We start from the raw sequence: 17,065 nt of genomic DNA on the forward strand, positions 1-17,065 counted from the left end.
GATGAGCACCTTGCCCTCCGCGCTTCCCGAGAGCCCTACCCCACGCATCCTCCTCCACGCCAGCGAACGCGCGACCCAGCAGGTCCAGGACGCGCTTCGCCGCGCCGTGCCCACCGCCGAGGTGACCACCGTCACCACCACCGACGCGCTCATCCAGGCGCTGGCACAGCCCTATGAGCTGGCGGTGCTCAGCGCCGACGCGGCGGATCTTCCCCAGCTCCAGGCGCTCTGGAAGGACAAGGGAGGTGCTACGCCGTTCATCGTCTTCTCGCAGAAGTGGAGCGAGGAGATCCTCACCGCGGCCACCAAGGCCGGCGCCAGCGACTACCTCAGCGAGGAGCAGCTGCCGCAGCGGCTGCCCCTGGTGCTGCGCACGCTCTCCGCGCGACGAGCGCAGGCCACTGAGTTCGCCGCCACCAAGAAGAAGCTGGATGACACCAGCGAGGAGCTCAAGCGCACGCGCTCGGTGTCCGCGCGCGCCCTGGCCAGCTACCAGCAGCGCGCCCTGCAGATGGAGATCATCCGTCAGCAGAACGAGGACCTGGATCGGCTCGCCACGGATCTCGCCATCTCCAAGCGCAACGAGGAGGAGCGCGCGCGAGAGGCCGAGGCCGCCGCCCGCCTCAAGAGCGAGTTCCTGGCCAACTTCAGCCACGAAATCCGCACGCCGCTCAACGGCATCATCGGCTACTGCGACCTGCTGATGCGCGAGGAGGGCAACCGCCTCACCGCGCACGGCCGCCGCGACTTGAGCGTGGTGAAGACCAACGCCAAGACGCTGCTGGCGTTGATCAACGACATCCTCGACCTGTCGAAGATCGAAGCGGGCCGCGTGGAAGTCGTGGTGGAGCGCGTGGACCTGCAGGAGCTGGGCGAGGAGTGCCTTGCCACGGTGCGCGAGTACCTCAAGGGCAAGGACGTCGACCTCACCATCAACGTCGAGGAGCGGGCGCGCTACCTGCGCTCGGACGCGCTGAAGCTGCGCCAGGTGATGCTCAACCTGCTCTCCAACGCCGCCAAGTTCACCGACTCGGGCGAGGTGGCGCTGTCGGCACGGGCCGAGGGCAACGAGCTGATCATCACGGTGGAGGACACCGGCGTGGGCATGCCCGCCGATCAGCTGCCCTTCATCTTCGAGAAGTTCCGCCAGGTGGATGGCTCCACCACGCGCAAGGTGGGCGGCACGGGATTGGGCCTCGCCATCGTGCGCGAGCTGTCCAAGGTGCTCGGCGGCGACGTCACCGTCAGCAGCGTGCTGGGTCGCGGCTCCACCTTCACGGTGCGCCTCGCCGGCGTGCTGGAGACCGAGGCGCCTCCGGCGGCCCCGGGCGAGGCTCCGGCCGATTCCGCGGTGTCGGTGGAGGACGTGGCCGCGAAGCTCGCGCCGCTGGCCGCCGGCAGCACCGTCATGGTGGTGGACGACGACCCGCTCATGCAGCAGCTCGTGGCGGGCCAGCTCGAGCCCGCGGGCTTCAAGGTCGTCGCCGTGGAGGATGGCGTGAGCGCGCTGAACATCGCGCGTGAGGCCAAGCCCCAGGCCATCATCCTGGACATCCACCTGCCCCGGCTCGACGGCTGGAGCGTGCTCAGCCAGCTCAAGAGCGAGCCGGCGCTGTCGGGCATCCCCGTCATCCTCGTGTCCGTGGAGGAGCAGCGCGCGCGCGGCTACTCCCTGGGCGCGTGCGAGTACCTGGTCAAGCCGGTGGAGCCGGACCGCCTGGTGGAAGTCGTCACCCGAACGCTGGGCACCGCCGCGCTGGCCCCGGGCGAGGTGCTGGTGGTGGACGACGACGCCAGCACGCGCGAGCTCGTCAGCCGCTCGCTGCGCCGCGTGGGCTTCTCCACCTCCGAGGCCCACAGCGGTGAGGACGCGCTGCTCAAGGCGCGCATCTCCCCGCCGGTGCTCGTGGTGCTGGACCTGATGATGCCCAACCTCGACGGCTTCGAGGTGCTGCGGCGCATGCGCGCCCAGAACCTCACCATGCCCGTGGTGGTGCTCACCGGAAAGACGCTCAGCGCCGAGGAGCAGGCCACCCTGCGCGACGGCTTCATCGCCTTCGTGCGCAAGGGCGGCCACGCCATCGAGGACGTCATCGGCCAGGCCAAGACGATGCTCCTGCAGCAGCGCGCGGCCACCACCACGCGCCAGGCCCGCATCCTCTACGTGGAGGACAACCCGCAGAACCGCGACATCGTCCGCCGCTACCTGGGCAACCTCTACGAGGTGCTCGAGGCGGAGGATGGCGAGCACGGCCTGGAGCGCGCCCAGCGCGACACGCCGGACCTGGTCCTCATGGACCTGTCCCTGCCGCGCGTGGACGGCTGGGAGGCCACCCGGAGGCTGCGCGCGCTGTCGGCCGCCGTCTCCAAGGTGCCCGTCATCGCCGTCACGGCTCACGCCGGCCGCGAGTACCAGGAGAAGGCCCTGGCCGCCGGGTGCGACGCGTACCTCACCAAGCCCCTCGATCGGGATCAGCTGCTGGAGATGATCCGCAAGCACCTGGGGAAGACTCATGCCTGAGGAGAAGATGCGAGTGCTCGTCGTGGATGACGACCCCGAGCTCCTGGAGCTCGTGGCGCGCTCGCTGAGCGCCCATGGTTTCGAGGTGGAGACCCACACCTCGGCCTTGGGCGTCTCCAACCGCGTCCGGGATAGCTCCCCGGACGTGGTCCTCATTGACGTGAACTTCCCTTCGCTCAAGGGAGACAAGGTCGTCTCCCTGGCTCGCTCGCAGGCTCCTCAGGGCACCAAGTTCATCCTCTACTCGGGCGCGGACGAAGTCCGACTGCGCACGCTGGCGCTCGCTTCCGGCGCCGATGGCTATCTCTCGAAGAGCGTGCAGGGAGCCGAGCTCGCTCAGAAGATCGCTTCCTTCCGGCCCCGGCCTCGCTCTACACCCGTGCCCGTCTGAGCCGCTTCCTTTCGCTGTCCTGACTCTCTGAACTCTCGTGAATCTTTCGTGCTCCCTGGAGGGCTTTGGCCTTGCGCACCCCTGATTACAGTGAGGCTGAAAAGCTGCGCCGCCAGCTTGAAGCACCCATGTTCAACGCCCTACTCAAGAAGTGGGTAGGAACTGGGCAGCTCGACTACGAGATTTATCTCAAGACGCCGACGCTGCTGAACCTGCAGACGCCGCGCGAGCAGCTCGTTCACCACGACGAGCTGCTCTTCCAAATCGTCCACCAGGCGCAGGAGCTGTGGCTCAAGCAGGTGTCCATGGAGGGCATCGAGCTGGTGGCCGAAATCGACGGCGACCTGCTCTGGGGCGCCACCACGCGCATGGAGCGCATGCTGCGCGTCATGCGCTGCATGGTGGCGGAGCTGAACATCCTGGAGACGATGACGCCGGACTCGTTCCAGATCGTCCGCCGCAGCCTGGGCAACGGCAGCGGCCAGGAGTCGCCGGGCTACAACATGGTGCGCCTGCTGGGCGACGGGATGGAGGCGGCGCTGGAGCGCATCCTCACGCGGCGTCAGGTGCGGCTGCTGGATGTGTACCGCATCGGCGGCTCGGGCTCGGAGGACCTGAAGCGGCTGTGCGAGCAGATGGTCGACTTCGACGAGCTGTTCCAGAACTGGCTCTACACGCACTACCAGATGGTCCGCCGCATCATCGGCGTGGACCGCTCCATCAAGGCGCTGGACGGCCTGCCCACGCAGGTGCTCGCCGGCCGCATGACGCTGCCGCTGTTCCGCAAGCTGTGGGAGGTGCGCGCGGAGATGACGGCGGAGTGGAAGCGCGAGGGTGGCTTCGCCATCGGCGCCGCCCGCCAGCCGGGCTCCCCGCAGGCCGAGGGCTCCTCGGGCTATGGCTCGGGCGCTCACGGCGCGTCGGGTTACGGCTCGGGCTCGCACGGTTCGTCGGGTTACGGCTCGGGCTCTCATGGCGCGTCGGGTTACGGCTCGGGTTCGCACGCGCCCTCGGGCTACGGCTCGGGCTCGCATGCTCCGTCCGGCTATGGCTCGGGCGCGCACGCTCCGCCGCCCCATGCCCCTCCCGCCGCGGTGGCCCACGCTCCGAGCGCCCCGCCCCCCGTGACTCAGACGGCGGCGGTGCTGCAGGCGGCGGTGGTGCCTCCAGTACCCGTGGTCCCACCGCCGGCGGTGGCCCCCGCGCCAGCGCCCACCCAGACGGCCATGCCCGAGTCGGCCGCCGCGGACGACCCGTGGTCCCGCCCCGAGCCGCCCACCTCGCGCCGCCCTCTGCCGGATGTGCCGCCGGTGCCCCGCACCTCCGGGCCTCCGGATGATCCGTGGTCTCGTCCCGAGCCGCCCACCTCGCGCCGGCCCGCTCCGACGCCCGAGTCCTCGAGCAGCTCCTCGAGTAGCTCCTCGAGCACGGCGCAGGAGCCGCAGGGTCCCCGCAAGCCGGCCTCGGGAACGCACGGGTACTGATACCATGGACCTGCTCTCGGCGGTGCGGGCGGAGTTCCCGCTGCTTCAGACGTGTACCTACCTCAACAGCAGCGCCACCGGGGCGATGCCGCGCGGCGTGGAAGCCGTGCTGCGCCGCTACTGGGAGACCATGAGCACCTGGCGCGACGAGGTGTGGGGCGACTGGCTGGGAGCGATGCAGGCCCACGCCGACGGGCTGGCGAACCTCCTCGGCGCTCCAGCGGGCTCGGTGGCGCTGGACAGCAACCTCACCACGCTGCTGGGGCGGGTGGGCACCTGCTTCGACTACCGGGGCGAGCGCCGCCGGGTGGTGACGACGGACATGGAGTTCCCCACGGTGCCCTTCCTCTGGAAGGGCTTCGCGCGCTACGGCGCCGAGCTCGTGGTGGTGCCCTCGGTGAACGGGCGCGTGGACGTGGACGCGCTGTGCGCCGCCATCGACGAGCGCACGCGGCTGGTGAGCGTCTCGCACGCCAGCTTCCAGACGGGCGCGCTGCTGGACGTGGCGAAGGTGGCCCGGGCGGCGCACGCGGCCGGAGCGCTCATCGCCGTGGACGCCTACCAGACGGTGGGCGCCTACCCGGTGGACGTGGGCACGCTGGACGTGGACTTCCTGCTGGGCGGCGGACACAAGTGGCTGTGCGGCTCGGAGTACGGCTTCCTCTATGTGCGGCCCTCGCTGACCTCCTCCTTGGAGCCCGCCGCCACGGGGTGGCTCGCGGGAGAGACGCCCTTCACCTTCCTGCCCGCCAAGGCCTACGCGCCGGATGCCCAGCGCATGCGGGCCGGCACGCCCGTGCCGCTCCCGGTGCTGCTGTCGCGCCCGGGGCTGGAGCTCGTCTCCCGCGTGGGCATGCCCACCATTCGCGCCCACTCGCTGGCGTGTACCCAGCGGCTGATCGCCCGCGCGGATGAGGCGGGCCTGCCCGTCGTCACCCCCCGCGACGAGGCGCACCGGGGCGGCGTGGTGGTGATGCGCTTCCCGGGTGACGCCGAGGTGAGCCAGCGCCTGGTCTCCCGAGGCTTCATCTGCAGCTACCGGGGCGGGCTGCGCGTAGGACCCCACTTCTACAACACGCTGTCGGAAGTGGACGGCTTCATGGACGCGCTGGTGGCCGAGGCCCGTCAAAGCGCCGCCTGAGCCGTTACACCTGTAACGCCAATCCCTGACAGACCTCCAGAGCCGGCGGGCGCCTGCCCGCAAGGCCGGGGTGTTTCATTGATTCACCGGAGAGCCCTGTCCTCCGAGCGAAACGCCCGCTTCTGTCTCCGATGAAACAACCTGTTTGATTGTGCTTGGGTTGTTATCACCGTACTACCCACTCGGTATGGGGCACTACCCAATCCGTCGTGTTCTCTGATAAGGTGATAGCAACCCATTGAGTCGGGCTCCCCCACCCATGAACCACATCCACAGCAAGTACCTGATCCTTGGAGCAGGCCCCGCGGGTCTCCAGCTGGGTTACTGCCTGTCGCGCAACGGGCGCGACTATCTGATCCTCGATCGCGCGGAGGCCGGGGCGTTCTATTCGCGCTTCCCTCGCCACCGCACGTTGATCTCCAGCAACAAGACCCGGACCGGCTACACGGATCCGGAGATCAACCTGCGGTTCGACTGGAACTCGCTGCTGACGGATGACCACGGGTTGCTGTTCGGCAGCTACACGCGCCGCTACTTCGCTCCCGCGGACACGATGGTGCGGTACCTGCGCGACTTCGCTACGCACTACGCGCTGCGCGTGCAGGGCAACACGGAGATCTGCCAGGTCACCCGCGAGCGCTCGGGCTTCCGGCTCCAGGACACGCAGGGCAACACCTACAGCTGTGAGGTGCTGGTGGCCGCCACGGGCAACTCGCGCCCCTACCTGCCGCACATCGAGGGCATCGAGCTGGCGGACACGTACGTCGACGTCTCGGTGAAGCCGGAGGACTTCGACAACCAGCGGGTGCTCATCATCGGCAAGGGGAACTCGGCCTTCGAGACGGCCGAGAACCTCGTGGAGACGGCGGCCATCATCCACGTGGCGAGCCCCAGCCCGCTGAAGCTGGCGTGGCAGACGCACTACCCGGGCCACCTGCGGGCGGTGAACAACAACTTCCTCGATACCTACCAGCTCAAGACGCAGAACGCGGTGCTGGACGCCACCATCCAGCGCATCCGCCGCACCGAGGATGGGAAGCTGGGCGTGCATTTCCAGTACACGCACGCGGACGGAGAGCAGGAGGAGCTCGTCTACGACCGTGTCATCGTCTGCACGGGGTTCCGCTTCGACGCGGACATCTTCGACGCGGACTGCCGCCCGGCCCTGGTCATCAACGATCGCTTCCCGGAGCAGACCTCGAGCTGGGAGTCGGTCAACGTGCCGAACCTGTTCTTCGCCGGCGCGCCCACGCAGATGCGCGACTTCAAGCGCACCAACTCGGCCTTCATCCACGGGTTCCGCTACAACTCGCGGGCCCTGGCGTGGCTGCTCCAGAACCGCTACGAGCGCACGCCCCTGCCGTCCACGGCGGTGCCGGTGACGACCGAGGGCCTGCTGGGCGCGATGCTGGAGACGTTCAACCGCAGCTCGGCCTTGTGGCAGCAGTTCGGCTTCATGGGCAGCGCGCTGGTGCTGGGCTCCAAGCGGCAGGAGCCGGCCACGCACTACGCGGAGCTCCCGGTGGACTTCATCCACGAGAGCGGGCTGGCCGGCGCGGCCCCCTACTTCGTGGCCACGCTGGAGTTCGGCAAGGCCAAGGCGATGGATCCGTTCCACCACCCGCGTCACCCCACCACGCAGCAGGCCCATGAGAGCCTGTTCCTGCACCCGGTGGTGCGCGCCTTCTCGGGCGGGCAGGAGGTGGGTGAGCACCACCTGCTGGAGAACCTCTTCGGCGAGTGGAAGGACGAGAAGCTCCACATCGCCCCGCTGCGCGCCTTCATCCATGCCCAGTTGCAGGCCATGGGCCACGGCAGCGTCGCGGCATGAGCACATTCGAGCCAGCGCGCCCTCCCGGGGCCTCGCGCGCACCGCGGTGGGGGCGAGCCCCCGCGGTGCTCCTGGGGCTGTTGGGCATGGGCATGCTCGCGGGAGCCTGGGAGCTCAACCGCTGGCTCACGGGCAGCACGTTGCTGCCCGACACTCTCGAGGTAGGGCGCGCGCTGGTGGCGCTGGTGGCGGATGGCAAGCTTGCAAACCACCTCGTCGCCTCGCTCTACCGCCTGAGCTGGGGCTACCTCGTCGCCGTGCTGGTGGGCGTGCCCTTCGGCATGTTGATGGGGTGGCTGCCCCGCCTGCAGCGCGCGATGGATCCGCTGCTGCAGGTGCTGCGGCCCATCGGCTCGCTGGCGTGGACGCCGCTGGCCATCCTCTGGTTCGGCGTGGATGACGTGGCGGCCAGCTTCCTCATCGCCGTGGCGTGCTTCGGTCCGCTCACGGTGAGCGGCCTCAACGCCGTGCGGAGGCTGCCGCCGGTGTACCTGCGCGCCGGACGCAACTTCGGGCTGACGGGCTCGCGCCTGGTCCGCCACATCCTCCTGCCCGCCGCCGCCCCGCATCTGGTCTCCGGCATGCGACAGGCCCTGTACGTGGGCTGGGTGGTGGTGGTGATGGCGGAGATGCTCGGCGTCAGTTCGGGGCTGGGCTTCCTGCTGGTGGATGCCCGCAACGCGGGGGACCGCTACGACGTGGTGATGGCGGCGATCGTCACCATCTCGCTCGTGGGGCTGGCCCTCGATCGACTCATGGCGCGCCTCGCCCGGGGCGTCGCCTACGGCAAGGGGGGGGATTCAGACACCGATACAGGGATGCTGCCAGCGCGGCTGGGTGTGTCCCGGAGAGCGGCATGAGCACGCGTCCATCCTCCCTTCCTCCCCTTCATGTCGTCCCCCCTCCGGCCGCCAGCCCACGGCCCACGAAGATTCGCGTGGAGGGCGTGCGGATGGTCTTCCCGGGCGACGGGCAGCCGATGACGGTGCTGAACGATGTACACCTGGAGCTGCGCGCCGGGGAGATCATCTGCATCGTGGGCCCCTCGGGGTGCGGCAAGTCGACGCTGCTCAACATCCTGGGCGGCTTCATCCGCCCTACCCACGGCCAGGTACTCATCGACGGCGCCCCGGTCCAGGGCCCGGATCCGCGGCGCATCTTCGTGTTCCAGGAGAGCAGCGTCTTTCCGTGGCTCACGGTGGAGGAGAACATCGGCTTCGGGCTGGAGCGGCTCCCCCGCGCCGAGCGCCGCGAGCGGGTGGAGCACTACGTGGAGATTGTCGGCCTCCAGGGCTTCGAGCGCAGCTACCCCCACCAGCTCTCCGGCGGCATGAAGCAGCGGCTGGAGTTCGCCCGGGCGCTGGCGGTGCAGCCCGACGTGCTGTTCCTGGATGAGTCCTTCGGCGCGCTGGACTCCATCACCCGGCTGAAGATGCGCCAGGAGCTGCTGCGCATCTGGTCGGTGGAGCCCAAGACGATCATCTGCGTCACCCACGACATCGACGAGGCGGTGCAGCTCTCGGACCGCGTGGTGGTGATGGGGGCGCGGCCCGCGCGCGTGCAGCGCATCGTCGACATCCACCTGCCCCGGCCCCGCGACTTGAGCGACCCGCGCTACCTGGCCCTGCGCGACAGCATCCTCGATGAGATCGGGATCGCCCATGCCATCTGAGGCGCTCGACACGCGGCCCCGCGCCGCCAAGAGCGGCTGGAGCTGGCTCCTGTGGCCGCTGGCCGCGTGGACGGGCTTCGTGCTGGTGTGGTGGGTGAGCGTTCGCTGGAGCGGCTCGAAGGTCTTCCCCTCGCCGGCGGCGGTGCTGGAGGGGGTGCGCAGCCTCGCGGTGAAGGGCCAGCTCTGGGCCTATACCCGCGACTCCCTGTGGCGGGTGCTGCTGGCCTTCGGCCTCTCGGCCATGGTGGCCATTCCGCTGGGGCTGGTGATGGGCATGTCGCCCGGGGTGGCCCGGCTGCTGCAGCCGCCGCTGCAAGCGCTGCGCACGGTGAGCCCGCTGGCCTGGTTCCCGCTGGCCATCCTCGCGGTGGGCGTCGGCAACGTGTCCGCCGTGGTGGTGACGATGACGGGCTCGGTGTTCGCGCTCTCGGTGCAGGTCATGCACGCGGTGGGCGAGGTGCCCCGGCGCTTCTTGGACGTCGGGGTCAACTTCGGCCTGTCGCGACGGCGGCTGTTCCGGCGCGTGCTGCTGCCGGCCATCGCCCCGCAGCTGGTGACGGGCCTGCGCATGGCGCTGTGGACCTCGTGGCAGGTGTGCATGGCCGCGGAGATGGTCGCGGTGGACTCGGGGCTCGGCTACCTCGTGTTCGACGCGCGCAACGCGGGCCAGCGCTACTCGCTGGTGGTGGCCGCCATGCTGCTCATCGGCGTGGTGGGCCTGGTGCTGGACGTCGCCATCCGCCAGCTCGAGCGCCTCAAGTTCATCGAGTGGGCTTTCCTGGGAGAGACGAAATGAAGCGTGCAACGAAGCTGTCGCTGGCGGCGGTGGCCGGGTGGATGCTCGCCATCACCGCCCTGCACCTGGGGCTCAACTTCGACTGGGCGGCCTACCGCAACGAGCAGCTGCCCGAGGCCGAGCGCAAGCTCAACGTGGCCTACATCCCCGTCACGTGACACCTGGCCTGCCCGGTCACCGATTACATCTCCCGCAATTCGCTCGATCAGGCGATTTTCATTCCCAAGCTGTTCCAGGGCTTCGCCGAGCTGAAGGAAGCCCTCCTGTCGAATCGGATGCAGGCGGGGTTCATCGTTGCACCGATGGCCATGGCCCTGCGGTCGCAGGGCGTCCCAATCAAGATCGTCTATCTCGGACACCGGTACGGCTCCGCCGTGGTGGTCCGCAAGGGTGGACCCATCCGCGAGGTGAAGGACTTGCAGGGCCGCACCGTGGCCATTCCCAGCCGCTTCTCGGACGAGCGGCTCATCCTCTCTCGCGCGCTGCGCACGGTGGGGCTGCCGGCCGACTCCATCAAGTTGGTGGAGATGCCGCCGCCGGAGATGACCAGCGCGCTGGAGGCGGGCGCCATCGACGCGTTCTCCGTGGGAGAGCCGTTCCCCTCGCAGGCGGAGATGACGGACGTGGGCGAGGTGCTCTTCCACGCCAAGGAGTACTGGCCGGACTACATCTCGTGCGTGCTGGTGGTGCGCCAGGAGGTCATCGACGCGCGGCCCCAGGCGGTGCAGGTGCTGGTGGACGGGGTGGCGCGCTCGGGGCTGTGGCTGGACGAGGGGCGGGAGAACCGCGAGTACGCGGCGGACTTCGTGGGCCGCTACTACTTCCGGCAGCCACCCTCGCTGCTGCGCTGGGCGCTGACCCACCCCATGGATCGGGTGCTGTACTCGCCGCTCACGCCCACCCAGCCGGACTTCGAGCTGATCCAGAGCCTGATGCTCGAGCACGAGCTGCTCGATCGGCCCATGGCCTTCGAGGAGTACGTGGACATTCGCTTCGCCGAGGGGGCCCGCGAGGAGACCGCGTGGCGCTACCACCCCTGGCGACAAGAGGAGGAGTGACATGAGTGAGCTGGTCGCCTCGCCGCGCGCGCTGCTGCACCTGCTGTTCAACGGCGCGCGGGCCATCGACGTGGTGGAGACGGCCTGGCGCCTGGGGCTGCTCCAGGCGCTGGAGGCGGGCCCGGTGACGCTCGGAGCGCTGAGCGAGCGCTTCGGGCTGATGCCCAAGCGCCTCTACAAGTTCCTCGACTGCCTGGAGAGCCTGGGCCTGGTGAAGCGCGAGCAGCCCACGCACGCGCTGGAGGATGCGCGCTACACGGGGGTGCGCGGCCTGAACGAGGCGGCCGAGCGGGTGGTGGGGCCTGCCTCGCTGGAGCGGGACCGGGACGCCAACTTCCCCTGGCGCCAGAACCACGGGCACCTGGTGGAGGTGCTGCGCGGAGAGCGCCACGTGCCCCCCGAGGTGTTCGACTGGCCGCCGAACACGCCCGAGAAGGTGGCGCGCTTCGAGGCCAGCATGGCGGCGGGGCTGGGCCCCATCCTCGAGGCGTTCGGCTCGCACGGCGCGGCGCTGTGGCTGCCGGGGCAGCGGCTGCTGGACGTGGGCGGCGGAGACGGGACGATGGCGGCCGCGCTGCTGGCGGCGCACCCCGAGCTTACCGTGGATGTGTACAACCTGCCGGCCACGGAGGGGCTGGTGGTCCGCACCCAGGAGAAGCACGGACTGGGCGAGCGGCTGGGCTTCGTGGGCGGGGACTTCCTGCGCGAGCCGCTGCCGCGGGGCTATGACGCGATGGCCTTCGTGCGCGTGCTCCATGACTGGCCCTGGGAGACGGCGCGCATGTTGATGAAGAAGGCCTACGAGGCGTTGCCCGCCGGGGGCCGAATCCTCATCTGCGAGGAGTTCCGCAACTCCGAGCGCATGGCGGCCCAATTCTTCTACTCGTACTTCCTGGTGGGAATCGACAGCTGCGTCAGCCGCCTGTGCGACGTGGAGGCCTACCGCGGCGCCCTCAGGGAGGTGGGCTTCAAGCCTCCCGAGGTGCTGCCCGGCCCCTTCGAGCTCATCGTCGCCGAGAAGCCATGAGAATAGCGGACCGAGGCAGGGGAGGAAGCGTCCGACCTCGGTCCGCCGGGGACCGTCAGCACACCGGAGGCAGGAGAAGGCAGGGAAGGAGGGACCTACCGCCGATGCTGCCTTGAAATTGGAGTCCCCGCTGTCACACGCCCATTGTCTTCGAGGGTAATGCCCTCGCGTACGAGCCGACGAGCTTCAGAGGGTTGCCGGGCGCTCGATCCCCAGCTTGCATGCCAGCATCGCCATCTGCGTGCGGTTCTCCACGTCCAGCTTCTGGTAGATGCTGGTGATGTGGGCCTTCACCGTGCGCTCGGTGATGTTCAGGCAGACGGCGATCTTCAGGTTGTCCGCGCCCGCGGCGATGTAGCTCAACACCTCCCGCTCGCGTGACGTGAGCCGCCCCAGCGCCCCTCGCGCTGTCGAAGCGTCATCCTGCACGGAGGCCATGGGGAACAGATCCGGAGGCGCCAGCCGCTCGCCGCGCGCCACCCGCTGTACCGCCTCGAGCACCGCCGAGCACCCCACGTTCAGCTTGCACAGGTAGCCGGCCGCTCCCGCCCGGAAGCAGCGCTCGATCAATTGCGCATCCCGGTTCGCCGACAGCACCAGCGGGCGCACGTTCGGGTGGAAGTCATGCAGCAACTCCACCGCCCGGCAGCCGTCTCCCACCACGTCGCGCTCCCGGTGCTCCAACCGAAGGTCCACCAGCGCCACATCCGGCGGATGCTTCTGCGTACTCGACAGGAAATCTTCCACGTTCGAGCAACGGGCCACCACCTCCATGCCCGCGCTCTCGAAGACCGAGACCAGGCTCTCCATGAAGACCTGCTGGTCTTCCAAGATGCCCACGCGAATCGCTCTCGGCTCCATAGGGTGTTCCTCCGCTAGGTCCAATCTAAGGATGAACCTACCGCACAGAGGACGGTCTTCCCCTATAGGCCCGCTTCTCAGTGTTGGGCAGGAGAACTCAGCAGGTTGCCTTCCAGGCCCGAAGCATCCAAGGGCAGACGGACGAGCACCCGTCCTATCTCCCGCACCCGGAGGCGTCTCTCGGTGGGCTGCAGCTCGACGCTCACGCAGCAACCCTCCACGTAGAAGCACAGCCCGTCCCCGTTCCGCCTCCCGAAGCGCTCCCACCGCACATCATCCGGAGGCCAGAGCGACGCCACCTCCGAGAGCCGAGAGAGTGCGAGGTAAATGCCGATTCGAGTCCTTGTCGGCAGCTCTTGCATCAGCTCGAACAGAGGACGGGGGATGTCGAGGTCGTAGCACATGGGGGTCGCTCCGGGTCCATCCCCGCGAGAAGTGAAGGAGAGAACACTTCCAACCTGGGGTGCCCCCTGCCGGGCCAGAATTGGACCGAAGGCCAATTCACTCCCTCGCCTGCCCGGCGCCACGCTTCTGCTTCACCTGACCCAGGAGGGCAGACGCCGCCTTGCTGCCCTGGCAGGCAATGCGCTACAGGCCCGCCCATGGCCAGCAAGCCCCCGCGCGATAACGACCTGGAAGCCATCCTGGAGAAGGTCCGGCAGGTCCGGAATTTCGACTTTCGCAACTACAAGCGGGCCACGCTCCAGCGCCGCATCGAGCGGAGGATGAACGCCACGCGCTGCCGCACCCGCGGCGCCTACCTGGCCCTGCTCGAACGGGAGCCAAACGAGATCAACACCCTGGTCTCGTCCATGCTCATCAAGCTCACCACCTTCTTTCGGGATCCGGAGGTGTGGGTCAGCTTGGAAAAGGTGCTCAAGGAGCTGGCGCGCAAGCGGCGGCCGGACCAGGAGCTGCGCATCTGGAGCGCCGGCTGCGCCACGGGGGAAGAGGCCTACTCCATCGCCATCGCGGCGGCCGAGGCGCTGGGCCCTGGCATGCCTGGGCCAGAGCTGAAGGTGTTCGCCACGGACGTGGACGAGGCCGCCATCGCCTTCGCTCGCCGGGGTGTCTACACCGCCCAGCAGCTCGAGGGCTGCTCGAAGGAGCGCCTGGCGCGCTGGTTCACCCCCTCCAGCGGCGGCCACACGGTGCGCAAGGAGATCCGCCGCTCGGTTGTCTTCGGGGTGAACAACCTGGTCTCCGACGCGCCCGTCTCCCGGATCGATCTCATCCTCTGCCGCAACGTCTTCATCTACCTGGACGCGGACCTGCAGAAGCGGGTGCTGGCGCGCTTCCACTTCGCCGCGCGCCGGGAGGGCATCCTCGTGTTGGGGCGCTCGGAACTCATCCCCTTCGCGGCCCGGCTCTTCGAGCCGGTGGACCTGCCCCGGCGCATCTACCGCAAGGATGGGCGGCAGGAGTTCGCCCTGGCTCCCCCCGAGCCGCTGCCCGTACCCGACCCGCCGTCCCCAGCGCACGTCTTGGCAACCGTGAACGCCCAGGACACGCAGCGCAACTTCCTGCGCGGCATCATCGACTCGCAGATCTGCCCCATCATCGTCACCGACGCCGAAGGCACGGTGAAGCTCACCAATCAGGCCGCCACCCGGCTCTGGTCCCGGAGCGAGGCAGAGCTGGCGGGCAAGCGCCTGGCGTCGCTCGGGCTCCCCGGGCTGAACCCAGACCTGCTGGTCGAGCAGACGGCCCGGGTGCGCGTAGGCCGCTCCGAGCGCGAGGTAGCCGACGGGGTGTTGGAGACTCCTGGGGCGGAGCCCACCACGCTGCGCGCCCAGGTGGTGGCCCTGCGCACCGCGACGGGCGAGACGCAGGGCCTCATCTACGTGGCGCATGACGTGACGAGCCTGCGCGGCCTGGAGCAGAGCTTCCAGCGCGCCACCGAGGAGCTGAACGCCGCCAACCTGCGGCTGCAGACCTCCAACGAGGAGCTGCGCGCCTCCAACGAGGAGCTGGAGACGACCAACGAGGAGCTCCAGAGCGCCAACGAGGAGCTGCAGACGACCAACGAGGAGCTCCAGTCCACCAACGAGGAGCTGGAGACGACCAACGAGGAGCTCCAGTCCACCAACGCCGAGCTGGATGCCACCAACCGCGAGCTGGCCCACCGCACCCATGAGATGGACGCGCTCGCCTTCAGCCAGCGCACCATCATCCGCACCCTCTCGGCGGGGGTCATCGTCCTGGACGCGCAGGGGCGCATCTCCACGTGGAACCTCGCCGCCGAGCGGCTGCTGGGCCTCACCGAGCGCGAGGCGGTGGGCCAGGTGCTGTGGACCCTGAATGTCCCCGCCCTGGCGCGCGCGGTGCAGATGCGCATCCGCAAGCACCTGAGCGAGAACCGCTCGCTGCGTCAGGAGGAGATCAGCTACCAGTTGCCCCATGGAGGCCGGGGCCGCGCCACGCTGGTGGCCACTCCCCTCATCATGGATTCCACCCTGCTGGGCGCCATCATCCTCTTCGAGGACACCACGCGCGCCTCGGCCCTGGCGCAGGAGAACCGCGAACTCAAGGAGCGCCTCAAGAAATGAGCCCCCGCCGCACCGCCCCTCCGCCCGCTGAGACGCTCCCACCGGCCCCGCGTCCCGCGGAGCCGCGGGATGGGCTGCTGCGCAAGTACCAGGAGCTGTTCGCCAAGCACGCGGCGCTGGTTCAGCGGCTGGAGCTGCGAACCGACGAGCACGTCTCCTCCTACCGGCTGTCCACCTGGGCGCTGGAGACGAGCGCGAGCGCGCTGGCGCTGCTGCGGGGGAGCGTCGTGCTGCTGGCCAACCGCCGCTGGCATGAGCTGTCGCGCGATAGCTTCTGGAGACGGGTTCGGCAGGACAAGCTCTCGGGAGAAGGGCTGTGTACGCTGCGGCAGGTAGCGGAAGCCGCGTCCCTGACCCTTCGCGGCATGGACAGCCAGGGCCCTCTGGTGGAGCGCTACCAGGAACATGGCGGAGAGCGGACGTTGGAGGTGCGCACCGAGCGGGTGGCCATGCACCGCAAGCCGGGCACCCACCATGCGGTGCTGGTGCTGGCTCACGACATCACCGAGCAGGTGCGCTCCGAGCAGGAGCTGGAGCGCGCCCGGGAGACGCTCCACGAGCAGGAGCACCTGCGAGCCCTGGGCGAGATGGCCTCGGGGGTGGCGCACGATCTCAACAACACCCTCAATGCCATGAGGCTGCGGCTGGAGCTGACCCAGCGGGACGCGACGTTCACCCCCAGCCAGCGCGCCCACCTGGATGCGATGTCGCGCATCGTCAACGACGCCAGCACCCGCATCCACCGCCTCCAGGACTTCGCGCGGCAGCGGGTCGAGCCGGACTCCGAGCAGGTGCAACTGGCCGACGTCGTTCAAGAGGCGGTGGAGATCGCCCACAGCGAAATGGAGCACCGCGCGGCCCATTCGAGCCTCTCGCTGCGCCTCGTGGTGGAAGTGCCCTCACTGCCGCTGGTGCATGGCTCGGCGACGGACCTGCGCTACGTCTTCATCAACCTGCTGCTCAACGCGCGCGACGCGATGCCACACGGGGGCACCATCCGCGTGCGCGGCGGCGTCCAGCAGGACAAAGTCGTCATCACCGTGGAGGACGAGGGCACGGGCATTCCCGCCGAGCACCTGCGCAGCATCTTCCGGCCCTTCTTCACCACCAAGGGCAGGCAAGGCACGGGCCTGGGCCTGTCCATGGCCTATGGCGTCATGGCGCGCGCGGGGGGCACCATCCACGCCGCCAACCGCCCGGGTGGGGGCGCGGTCTTCACCCTCTGCTTTCCGCTGTTGGAGCAAAGCGCCCTGGCGGCGCTCCCGGCTCCCGCGGCGCCCCCCCCCGTCACTCAACCCGCTCTCACGGGCCGGGTGCTCGTCGTTGACGACGACCCCTCCAACCTCGAGGTGACCCTGCTGGCCATCCAGTCCCAGGGGCCGAGCGCCGAAGGGGTGCGCAGCGGGCAGGAGGCGCTGGAGCGGCTTCGCCAGGGCCAGCGCTACAGCCTGGTGCTCTGCGACATCGGACTGCGGGGAATGGACGGGTGGCAGGTGGCAAGCAAGGCGCGGGCGCTCGACCGCAAGCTCCCCATCTACCTCATGACGGGCTCCACGCTGGACTTCGATCCGAAGGATCGGCGGCTGCGCTCCATCAAGGGAGTGCTCCTCAAGCCGCTGGGGCTCACCCGGCTGCGGGAGATGCTCGCCCAGACCGCTCCGCCCATGCCCTCCAAGGCCCAGGCACGCAAGCGTGCCGCGCGCCCAGGCGGGAAACCGAAGCGGTGAGGGCGTA

Annotated in this window: 15 protein-coding genes; 13 read left to right on the forward strand and 2 right to left on the reverse strand. The window is 69.2% G+C overall.

Annotation, left to right across the window (positions count from 1 at the left end; all coding sequences use genetic code 11):
• Window position 1 precedes the first annotated feature (1 nt).
• The 11 genes from SYV04_RS05540 (at window position 2) to SYV04_RS05590 (ending at window position 11,921) form a co-directional block, all read left to right on the forward strand.
• Window positions 2–2,521: a response regulator gene (locus tag SYV04_RS05540; RefSeq protein ID WP_321544559.1), complete on the forward strand. Its 2,520-nt coding sequence runs from the start codon at window positions 2–4 to the stop codon at window positions 2,519–2,521.
• Complete coding sequence (locus SYV04_RS05545; RefSeq protein ID WP_321544560.1) at window positions 2,514–2,912, forward strand: response regulator; 399 nt, start codon at window positions 2,514–2,516, stop codon at window positions 2,910–2,912. Before SYV04_RS05540 ends, SYV04_RS05545 begins: the two co-directional genes overlap by 8 nt.
• A 128-nt stretch (window positions 2,913–3,040) precedes the next feature.
• Window positions 3,041–4,396: a tryptophan 2,3-dioxygenase family protein gene (locus SYV04_RS05550; RefSeq protein WP_321544561.1), complete on the forward strand. Its 1,356-nt coding sequence runs from the start codon at window positions 3,041–3,043 to the stop codon at window positions 4,394–4,396.
• Between the two features lie 4 nt (window positions 4,397–4,400).
• Window positions 4,401–5,537 (forward strand): aminotransferase class V-fold PLP-dependent enzyme, encoded by a 1,137-nt coding sequence (locus SYV04_RS05555; protein WP_321544562.1) that lies wholly within the window; start codon window positions 4,401–4,403, stop codon window positions 5,535–5,537.
• Between the two features lie 259 nt (window positions 5,538–5,796).
• Window positions 5,797–7,368, forward strand: a complete 1,572-nt coding sequence (locus tag SYV04_RS05560; RefSeq protein ID WP_321544563.1) for an NAD(P)-binding domain-containing protein — start codon at window positions 5,797–5,799, stop codon at window positions 7,366–7,368.
• The gene (locus SYV04_RS05565) at window positions 7,365–8,228 is read left to right on the forward strand and encodes an ABC transporter permease (protein ID WP_321544564.1); all 864 of its coding nucleotides are present in this window, start codon (window positions 7,365–7,367) and stop codon (window positions 8,226–8,228) included. The genes SYV04_RS05560 and SYV04_RS05565 overlap by 4 nt, the downstream gene beginning before the upstream one ends.
• On the forward strand, window positions 8,225–9,040 hold the full coding sequence (locus SYV04_RS05570) for an ABC transporter ATP-binding protein (RefSeq protein ID WP_321544565.1): 816 nt from the start codon (window positions 8,225–8,227) through the stop codon (window positions 9,038–9,040). Before SYV04_RS05565 ends, SYV04_RS05570 begins: the two co-directional genes overlap by 4 nt.
• Complete coding sequence (locus SYV04_RS05575; protein WP_321544566.1) at window positions 9,030–9,836, forward strand: ABC transporter permease; 807 nt, start codon at window positions 9,030–9,032, stop codon at window positions 9,834–9,836. The genes SYV04_RS05570 and SYV04_RS05575 overlap by 11 nt, the downstream gene beginning before the upstream one ends.
• On the forward strand, window positions 9,833–9,994 hold the full coding sequence (locus SYV04_RS05580) for a hypothetical protein (RefSeq protein ID WP_321544567.1): 162 nt from the start codon (window positions 9,833–9,835) through the stop codon (window positions 9,992–9,994). The genes SYV04_RS05575 and SYV04_RS05580 overlap by 4 nt, the downstream gene beginning before the upstream one ends.
• A 3-nt stretch (window positions 9,995–9,997) precedes the next feature.
• Window positions 9,998–10,894, forward strand: coding sequence for an ABC transporter substrate-binding protein (locus tag SYV04_RS05585; RefSeq protein ID WP_340371380.1), 897 nt, complete (start codon window positions 9,998–10,000; stop codon window positions 10,892–10,894).
• Between the two features lies 1 nt (window position 10,895).
• A complete protein-coding gene (locus SYV04_RS05590) occupies window positions 10,896–11,921 on the forward strand; it encodes a methyltransferase (RefSeq protein ID WP_321544568.1) in 1,026 nt (341 codons plus the stop codon).
• Window positions 11,922–12,107: 186 nt separating this feature from the next.
• Here the strand turns inward: SYV04_RS05590 and SYV04_RS05595 are convergent, their stop codons facing one another.
• Window positions 12,108–12,761 carry a response regulator transcription factor gene (locus SYV04_RS05595; RefSeq protein WP_321544569.1) on the reverse strand — a complete coding sequence of 218 codons (654 nt, stop codon included), beginning with the start codon at window positions 12,759–12,761 and terminating at the stop codon, window positions 12,108–12,110.
• Between the two features lie 98 nt (window positions 12,762–12,859).
• Complete coding sequence (locus SYV04_RS05600; protein WP_321544570.1) at window positions 12,860–13,186, reverse strand: hypothetical protein; 327 nt, start codon at window positions 13,184–13,186, stop codon at window positions 12,860–12,862.
• Between the two features lie 198 nt (window positions 13,187–13,384).
• On the opposite strand from SYV04_RS05600, the gene SYV04_RS05605 reads away from it, so the two are divergent.
• Together SYV04_RS05605 and SYV04_RS05610 are read left to right on the forward strand one after the other, a co-directional pair.
• Window positions 13,385–15,331 carry a CheR family methyltransferase gene (locus SYV04_RS05605; protein ID WP_321544571.1) on the forward strand — a complete coding sequence of 649 codons (1,947 nt, stop codon included), beginning with the start codon at window positions 13,385–13,387 and terminating at the stop codon, window positions 15,329–15,331.
• Window positions 15,328–17,058 carry a hybrid sensor histidine kinase/response regulator gene (locus tag SYV04_RS05610; protein ID WP_321544572.1) on the forward strand — a complete coding sequence of 577 codons (1,731 nt, stop codon included), beginning with the start codon at window positions 15,328–15,330 and terminating at the stop codon, window positions 17,056–17,058. The genes SYV04_RS05605 and SYV04_RS05610 overlap by 4 nt, the downstream gene beginning before the upstream one ends.
• Window positions 17,059–17,065 lie beyond the last annotated feature (7 nt).

It is taken from the genome of Hyalangium ruber (assembly GCF_034259325.1).
Taxonomy (GTDB): Bacteria; Myxococcota; Myxococcia; order Myxococcales; family Myxococcaceae; genus Hyalangium_A; species Hyalangium_A rubrum.

Coding starts and splice junctions, on each gene's coding strand:
- SYV04_RS05540 (WP_321544559.1), top strand. CDS start 2: ATGAGCACCTTGCCCTCCGCGCTTCCCGAGAGCCCTACCCCACGCATC.
- SYV04_RS05545 (WP_321544560.1), top strand. CDS start 2,514: ATGCCTGAGGAGAAGATGCGAGTGCTCGTCGTGGATGACGACCCCGAG.
- SYV04_RS05550 (WP_321544561.1), top strand. CDS start 3,041: ATGTTCAACGCCCTACTCAAGAAGTGGGTAGGAACTGGGCAGCTCGAC.
- SYV04_RS05555 (WP_321544562.1), top strand. CDS start 4,401: ATGGACCTGCTCTCGGCGGTGCGGGCGGAGTTCCCGCTGCTTCAGACG.
- SYV04_RS05560 (WP_321544563.1), top strand. CDS start 5,797: ATGAACCACATCCACAGCAAGTACCTGATCCTTGGAGCAGGCCCCGCG.
- SYV04_RS05565 (WP_321544564.1), top strand. CDS start 7,365: ATGAGCACATTCGAGCCAGCGCGCCCTCCCGGGGCCTCGCGCGCACCG.
- SYV04_RS05570 (WP_321544565.1), top strand. CDS start 8,225: ATGAGCACGCGTCCATCCTCCCTTCCTCCCCTTCATGTCGTCCCCCCT.
- SYV04_RS05575 (WP_321544566.1), top strand. CDS start 9,030: ATGCCATCTGAGGCGCTCGACACGCGGCCCCGCGCCGCCAAGAGCGGC.
- SYV04_RS05580 (WP_321544567.1), top strand. CDS start 9,833: ATGAAGCGTGCAACGAAGCTGTCGCTGGCGGCGGTGGCCGGGTGGATG.
- SYV04_RS05590 (WP_321544568.1), top strand. CDS start 10,896: ATGAGTGAGCTGGTCGCCTCGCCGCGCGCGCTGCTGCACCTGCTGTTC.
- SYV04_RS05600 (WP_321544570.1), bottom strand. CDS start 13,186: ATGTGCTACGACCTCGACATCCCCCGTCCTCTGTTCGAGCTGATGCAA.
- SYV04_RS05605 (WP_321544571.1), top strand. CDS start 13,385: ATGGCCAGCAAGCCCCCGCGCGATAACGACCTGGAAGCCATCCTGGAG.
- SYV04_RS05610 (WP_321544572.1), top strand. CDS start 15,328: ATGAGCCCCCGCCGCACCGCCCCTCCGCCCGCTGAGACGCTCCCACCG.